Genomic DNA, 248 nt, shown 5'->3' with positions numbered 1-248 from the left:
CCTTAGGAGTTTCTTGTGGCAAGTTTTTCTACTAATGAATTTAAAGCCGGTCTCAAAGTCATGCTCGATGGCAATCCCTGTGCCATTCTCGAAAATGAGTTCGTCAAACCTGGTAAAGGACAAGCGTTTAACCGCGTTAAATTGCGCAATCTACGCAGTGGCAGAACGCTAGAGCAAACGTTTAAGTCAGGTGATAGCTTAGAAGCGGCAGATGTTATAGATACTGAAATGAACTATCTGTATAACGA

General features: G+C 42.3%; 1 pseudogene. It reads left to right on the top strand.

Annotated features, from left to right (window positions below):
- Window positions 1-15: 15 nt before the first annotated feature.
- Window positions 16-248 (top strand): annotated as a pseudogene (locus AAEY88_RS14920) (elongation factor P); the annotation flags it as partial.

This window comes from Psychrobacter sp. CAL346-MNA-CIBAN-0220, assembly GCF_040309805.1.
Lineage (GTDB): Bacteria > Pseudomonadota > Gammaproteobacteria > Pseudomonadales > Moraxellaceae > Psychrobacter.
This window is presented reverse-complemented; position numbering and strand designations above follow the sequence as displayed.